Genomic DNA, 7398 nt, shown 5'->3' on the forward strand with positions numbered 1-7398 from the left:
TATAAAAAGCATTAAAAATATACAGTAATTATATTTAATTTTGTTGCTATAAGCGTACATCTGTACCCCCCATAGCCGATTTATGATGTTGCAAAGATTTTTGAAAATGGTATGATACAACTCAAAATTAATAAATTCAGATTTAATCTGGGTTTATAAATTTGAATCTGTTTTTCTCTTTTAAAGAATTGGTGTAAGTCTTAACCAATTAAAAATTTCTCAAACTTCTTTAATTAGTCAATCTTACACCAAATAGACTTGTACGGGAATTCATAACTCAGTCTGTACAATAATTTGTAAGCTTGGCTATATGTATTTATTAAATAAAATACTAAAGATTTAGCACGATTTAGTATGTTGTAAAATCGCCATAAGTCATACACAGTAATAATTAGTATTGATAAAGATAAAATTTTATATTCTATCTTTTGTTATGCAAACTTAATTTTAGGATAGGTCTAATGAAACTAAAACAATTCGGAATTACATTTTTGAGTGTTTGTATCGCTGCTTTTTCGGGAATGAAAGCAGCAGAGGCAGCATCATTTTCGGTAGTTGCCGATGGTCTTAATAATCCACGAGGTCTAACTTTTGGTACTGACGGGAATCTCTATGTCACCGAAGCAGGAACAGGTGGCAGTGGAGCTTGTGTTCCTTCACCGAGCGTTGCAAACCAATCTTTATGTTATGGCACAACTGGTGCAGTCACCAAAATTGGAAATGGTACGCAACAACGTATACTTACAGGACTTCCTTCTTTAGCATTACCTGATGGTACTGATACTTCTGGGCCTCAAGATATCAAATTTGATGCTACTGGCAAGCCTTATATTGCAATTGGGTATGGTTCAAATCCCACATTTCGCGACACATTAGGTAACACTGACTTAGGAAAAATCATCACTGCTAATTTCAATACAAATTCCTGGACTAGTGTTGCTGATTTAGCTAATTATGAACTTGTAAATAATCCCGATGGAGGCGATGTAATTAGCAATCCTTTCTCTATTCTTTTAGACGGAAATAAGATTGTTGCAGTTGATGCTGGTGCTAATGAGGTACTCAGTGTAGGTACTAATGGAAGTAATTTAAACGCGATCGCCACAATTCCCCGGCAGACATTAACTAATCCAATTTTTCCCACTGGCGCATCATCATCGCCATTTGAAATCCAAGCAGTACCTACAAATATCGCCAAAGGCCCAGATGGCGCTTATTATATTAGCCAATTGACTGGTTTTCCTTTTCCAGAAGGTGAAGCAAAAATTTATCGAATTGGTGCTGATGCTCAACCAACAGTTTATACCGATGGCTTTACCCAACTTACTGACTTAGATTTTGATACCGAGGGTAATTTATATGCTTTGCAGTACGCTAATCAGTCACTCTGGAAAGGTAATCTAGATGGTTCTGTAATTAAAATAGCGAGCGACGGGACTCGCACAACTATTCTGAGTGGCAATGGATTAGAGTCTCCTACTGCTTTGACTATTGGTGCTGATGGTGCTATCTACGTGACAAACCGAGGCGATCGCCCAGGACTTGGACAAGTTATCAAAATTGAGAATTCCAAGTCTGTTCCTGAATCTACTTCTACTTTCAGCTTATTAGCATTTTTTGGCACTGTGAGCCTTACTTTGTTGCACAAGGGTAAAGCCAAACGACTGAAGATTTTGAACAAGTTTATTTAGGAGTGTTGAGTCAGCGATCGCCCTCGGCGTCTCCCCTTGTCTACGAGACGCTACGCGAAGGGATAAGTTTTTCAATCAGCCGTTGTCTGCTTGGTGCTGGCGGAGTTGCTATTCGTAAAATTAGCTCTAGCAACCAAGGGGCGAGGCGTTGACACCATACAGCTAAATGACTTTGCCATCCGACTAAAATTTCTGATGAATTATTTTGCATTCCGGTGACAAGTGCTTTAGCCACTTGCTGGGGAGTCATGGGGATCACCCAGCGAAATAATTTTAAGTCGCGTACCATATCTGTGTCTGTGAGGGAAGGTAGTAATGCAATGACTCGGATATTGTAATCAGCTAGTTCCTGGCGCAAGGCTTGGGTAAATCCTAAGATGGCAAACTTGGTAGCAGAATAAGTTGCCATCGTCGGTGCAGCCACCTTCCCCATTAGACTTGATACATTGACGATTGTTCCTTGCCTTTGGCTGGCCATGCGTCTAGCTATCAGACTAGTGAGGTTGTACATTCCTAACAAGTTCACAGAGAGTTCTTCTTGAACTTGAGGCATTTTAGATTGCAAAAACGAGCTTTGATATGCGACTCCCGCACAATTAACCAGCAGGTGAATCTGTCCGTAATTGCGCCACAGTTGAGCAACAGCAATATTTACTTCAATTGTTTGAGTTAAATCTAAAGGCACGATCGCAGCTTCTGTTCCCATTGCCTCGATTTCGTTAGCTACCTCAACTAACTTTTGGCGATCGCGTGCTACCAATATCAGCCGCTTGATGCCAATTTGCGCTAATTCGAGTGCGATCGCTCGTCCAATCCCACGCGAAGCCCCTGTAATTAGAGCAACTTTACCTTGAATCTCCATTGGTTTTATCCTCCAAAATCTAAGTCTTACCAAACCCTTCGTTATTACCGAAACACACAATTAAGAGCTACTCGCTTATCGGCACAAGGTAAGACAAATAATCTATTGCAATTCAAATCAAACTGAAACTAAGCCTTTAGCAACGAGATATTTCTTGGTTAATCTGCAATCCCTCATAATTGTCTATACGAGGCAGAAATTTATCGTTTTTAACCTGTCAAAGCCTAACAGACTTGGCTGAATGTATATAGCTCATAATTTTACTTCTCCTAGATCAGAGCGCTCATCAGCATCGTTGTCATACACACGTTAGCAATTTAATCAAGCTATTGCAATATTCTTTAATCAGAATTTCTTAATACTTCTTAACGACAGGTATATATATAAAAAATATTTTATTAAATAAGTTTTTATAAATATCTCAGTAGAAATATCTAACTTTCCTGACAATTAAACCCTGTTTTGGAAAATTGTAGTATCTCAGTCATGGCTAAGAAACAAAAAATACATATAGTTTTTGGTTATTCTTGCAAAAACCTAGTTTTTCAGCTATTCTGCCTAGTCAAAGCAGTATATTTACGTATTTTATTAAAACCAAGGTTTCCAATTTTATCATTTTAAATAATAGAACATAGATAGTTAAATTATTGTTTTTAATGCAAATTAGAACAGCAGATTTATTGGCAAAAACTTTAGTAAAAATGATAACTTGTTTGGTTTTAGCTTTGAGTTCATTAAAGGAATGCTTGAGACTTGCCTAGTGTGTGACAATTCATGCCATCTGGAAAAGCGCACGAAAAACCTAATCCCCTTACCGATCCTGTAAGATACAAGATTGGGTTAAGCAAAACGCAATCCAGCAAAGCACTCGAAATGTTGGATTATACCATTTCACTTTACTAATGATATAAATACGCTGGTAAGGGCATGGCAATGCTCATTGATTTGAAATTAAGCTAAAAATCACTTATCTGTTGGCTTCCATACCCGCCCAGAAATGAATTTCAGTGGCTCATAGCTAAAGTCTACTTCAGTAGACTAAAAATTTTTCAGATTATTTAGTCATATTAAAGATGACTTTAGCTATTAGCAAGGAACTTCAGTTCCTTGTGGGACGTGAGTTTTAGCTTAAGTTGACATATCTCTATTAATAAATCTTGCACTACGTTTCTATCCCGCCTCGGAATGAATTCCAAGGCGGGATGGCGGTAAGTGTGAGTGGATTTTTAAGCACTGAAGTGCTTACTACAAACTCATCAAATTTAATAAGACAGGCCACTAATTAAAACTGTGAGTAATTAAGGGGTTAAAAAGTCTAAATGGTTTCCTGGTTGGGCACGTAAATCTTCTACTGTCCCCTGAATTTGTAACTTGCCTTGATTAAGCAAAACAATCCAATCAGCACGGGTAATTACTCTAGGACGGTGGCTAATCAAGATCGTGGTTTTACCTTGGCGGTGCAACAACAGTTGATCTAAAACTTGAGCTTCACTAACTGGATCGAGTCCAGCAGTTGATTCGTCTAAAATCAAGATTGGTGGATCGTTAACAATAGCTCTTGCTAAAGCCAGTCTTTGGCGTTGTCCACCAGAAATATTTGACCCAAATTCACCTAATACAGTTTGATATTTTTCAGGTAGTCTACTAATAAAATCATCTGCCTCAGCAATTTGGCAAGCTTTGACAATTTGATCAAAAGTGAGGTGAGGAGAACCTAAGCGGAAGTTTTCAATAATTGTGCGACTCCAAAAATGAGCGTCTTGAGGAACTAGAGCAACTTGTTGGCGCAAACAATCAAGAGCTAGGTCTTGCATGTTATACATTCCAAAGCGAATATTGCCAGAATTAGGTGTATATAATCCGGCAATCAGTTTAGCAAGAGAACTTTTTCCACAGCCGGATGTACCAATTAGGGCAACAACTTTACCGCCAGGAATTGTGATGGAAAAATCTTCCAGTAGCTCTAGCCTGCCAGCGTAGTGAAAGTTTAGGTTTTTGCAAATAATATCAGCATCATTGGGAATTTTAGCAAAGGGTTTGGTACTATCGCTCGGAGTTTCAGGTGTGGAATCGATAACTTCTGTTAAACGTTCCGTGGCAGTTTTAGCACGCATGAATTCATCTATAAATCCAATCACAGTACTGATTAATGCCAAAAAATTCCCATTCATCCCGTTAAAAGCCAGCAGTTGACCGATGCTGAGTTCTTTACTAATAACTAGGACGCTGCCGAAACCAATCAAAGTAACGCTGCCAATAGCATAAACTAAGCTAGAAAAGGTACTGTTAATAATTCCAATCTGAACTGTGCGAAATGTTATGTTTGAGAGCCGACCAAATCTGTTCTGAAATTCTTCCCAAAATTGAGGAGCAGCAGTAGTAGTTTTGAGTGTCAGCGCTCCTTTAAAGCTTTCAACAAGAACACCTTGGTTTTCCGCGTCTAAAACCAACATACTTCTGATTTTTTGTTGAAGTATAGGCAGGAAAACTACCGTAGATGAACTCATGACAATAGCAACAACGACGGCAACAAAGGTGAGTTTCCAGCTATAAAACACCATGAAACCCAAAGAAATCAGTCCGATAAACAATTGGCTAGGCAGACTGATAACTGCTTGAGCAACTAGCTGATTAATTTGTTGAATATCTTGCAATCTGCTAACAATCTCGCCACTGCGACGTGATTCATAGTAAGCCAGAGGCAGCCGCAAGATTGCCCTAGCAAATTCTAGAACTAGCCCTAACTCAAGCTTTTGAGCAAAATTGGCAATTAGGTTAGATTGAACTAATTGCAGACTACTTCCTACCAAATTCATTACCACAACTGCAATAATTACACCAATAAGAAGCTGAGTATCACCTCGAACTAGTACATCATCCGTTAGAATTTGAAGCAAGAAAGGAGACGTTAACGAAAGCAGACCGATAACTATAGCACACAAAAAAGCCTCGAATATTATGCCACCATAAGGCAATGCCCGCCGCCCAAAGCGCCAAAGACCATTGACTTTATCATCGGGTTGAGCATAAAAACGAACTGAATCTGGCTCTAGTAAAAGCATGACTTGATCTGACCAAGCCTCAATTAATTCATTTCTAGAGACATAACGGATGTTAAAGGCTGGGTCAGCAATTACATATTTTTTACCTTTCTGACCATACAAAACAACCCAGTGGTAGCCTTTCCAGTGAATGATTGCTGGAAGTGGTGCTTGGTTCATTCGGTCTAATATTTCTTTTGATGCCCTGACCGAACGTGCATTGAAACCAAGTGCCTCGGCTCCTCGCCTTAATCCCAACAATGTTGTTCCAAGTTGCCCCGTGCCCACTGCTTCCCGGATGCGATTTAGTGTAAAGTTACGTCGATAATGTTTGGCAACGGAAGCAAGACAAGCAGCTCCACAATCTTCTTCACTATGTTGTGCAACAACTTGGTATTTCATTTTAGACTCCAGTACCCAATAGCATCGTAAAAAAACTTAAAAAAATAGCAGGGTTTCGTCCCTGCGTGGTTAATAATTTGACCAACAGTTTAATTTTACTAAGTAACTGAGCAAAAAAATCAAACTATGTTATGTAATGTAAAATTTATTAGATTCGCTAGTAGTAAGCGGTTGGAGCCGCTTACTACAAAACTTTAATTATTCACGCCCACTTACTTCTCACTACCAATCAAATTTTAGTAGGGAAGATAGAGAAGGTAAGGAGGGTAGCTTTATTTCAATCTTCTTTAATAGTCCTGACACTGAAGTTTTTCCTTTAGGAGTGTTCGTTTTCACGACTTTTATAATTTGTTTCTTTTTTCCTTTTTTGTCAATTGTAGTATAGGAATAAGAAACAATGTTGCTTTCACCACCAGACAAGCTTACTTCTTGAGCTTCAGTCAGGGAGGTAAACATTGGGAAGATTTGAGTGCTTTTCATGATTCTAATTAACCTCAAATGTTAATTACAAGTTTTCAAATTGATGGGAAGGTGCATTAACTGAAAGATAAGCAGAGGTAGCACATACCAAATCGCTATATCTTTTCCGCTATTTTTTGCAAAATAGTAAATTTTGATCTATATTCCTCTTTAATCGCTCTCGAATTAGAATAATTAGGGCTAAATGCCGAAAGTCAGATATATCTAGGGATTAAATGCTCGTATATTGATATAAATCCCGAAACTAAGGCAAATAAACATAACCCTAAATTATGAAAGGTCTTGAGATTTTACTCTGCCGAGAGTGATTAAACTATAGATATGAGCGATTTCTCAGATAGCAGGGCTTAGTTCTCTACTTTACTGTTCAACGTGAGCAGTATCTTCAGCGACGAAAGCATTAAGTGAGTCTATCAACAGTTGCTTAATAGCAACCGTTGATAGACTTTATTAACTTTGTTCAACAAAAGTATGCGGTAGGAATAAACGTAATGCTAGGATAACTGCGATAAGCAACAAGGCTAATGTCTTGCTAGAAAATAAACTTCCCTGTTAGAGCAGGTTAGTTTATCTAAGACATTTTACCTCCGTAAAGACGCGGTTGATCGTGTCTTTACGTTTATTCTTTACCTTCTACTAAACCTTATTATTTATGCACCACTAGCAACGTTAACAGCGGTTTGGCTGACAGTAGAGCCAGCTTTAATACCATCAGCAACGTTGACAGCGGTTTGGTCTATCTTAGAGCCACTAAGAATACCCGCAGCAATGTTAATAGCTATTTGGTTGATAACGGTGGGCTTAGGAGCGGGAGCGGGAGGTGTGGCGGGCTTGTGCTTCTTATGACCACCAGACAAAGTAGCTTCTTCAGTAACAGTTAATGTGGTGAATAATGTGCTTTCCATAATCTTAGTTCTCGCTT

At 38.6% G+C, this 7398-nt stretch carries 5 protein-coding genes; 1 reads left to right on the top strand and 4 read right to left on the bottom strand.

The window, feature by feature from the left end; all coding sequences use genetic code 11:
* Positions 1-461: 461 nt before the first annotated feature.
* Positions 462-1691: a ScyD/ScyE family protein gene (locus tag RMZ43_RS31975; RefSeq protein ID WP_322653351.1), complete on the top strand. Its 1230-nt coding sequence runs from the start codon at positions 462-464 to the stop codon at positions 1689-1691.
* Between the two features lie 40 nt (positions 1692-1731).
* Here RMZ43_RS31975 and RMZ43_RS31980 read toward each other — a convergent pair whose 3' ends face one another.
* From RMZ43_RS31980 to RMZ43_RS31995, 4 genes are all read right to left on the bottom strand, one after another.
* The gene (locus RMZ43_RS31980) at positions 1732-2553 is read right to left on the bottom strand and encodes an SDR family NAD(P)-dependent oxidoreductase (RefSeq protein ID WP_322653352.1); all 822 of its coding nucleotides are present in this window, start codon (positions 2551-2553) and stop codon (positions 1732-1734) included.
* A gap of 1298 nt (positions 2554-3851) precedes the next feature.
* Positions 3852-5996, bottom strand: a complete 2145-nt coding sequence (locus RMZ43_RS31985) for a peptidase domain-containing ABC transporter (RefSeq protein ID WP_322651222.1) — start codon at positions 5994-5996, stop codon at positions 3852-3854.
* Between the two features lie 222 nt (positions 5997-6218).
* Positions 6219-6476: a hypothetical protein gene (locus tag RMZ43_RS31990; RefSeq protein WP_322651223.1), complete on the bottom strand. Its 258-nt coding sequence runs from the start codon at positions 6474-6476 to the stop codon at positions 6219-6221.
* A 650-nt stretch (positions 6477-7126) separates the two neighbouring features.
* Positions 7127-7398: hypothetical protein (locus RMZ43_RS31995; RefSeq protein WP_428850949.1), on the bottom strand; the 272-nt coding region annotated here is incomplete at its 5' end.

It is taken from the genome of Nostoc sp. CmiVER01, from assembly GCF_034531135.2.
Lineage (GTDB): Bacteria > Cyanobacteriota > Cyanobacteriia > Cyanobacteriales > Nostocaceae > Nostoc.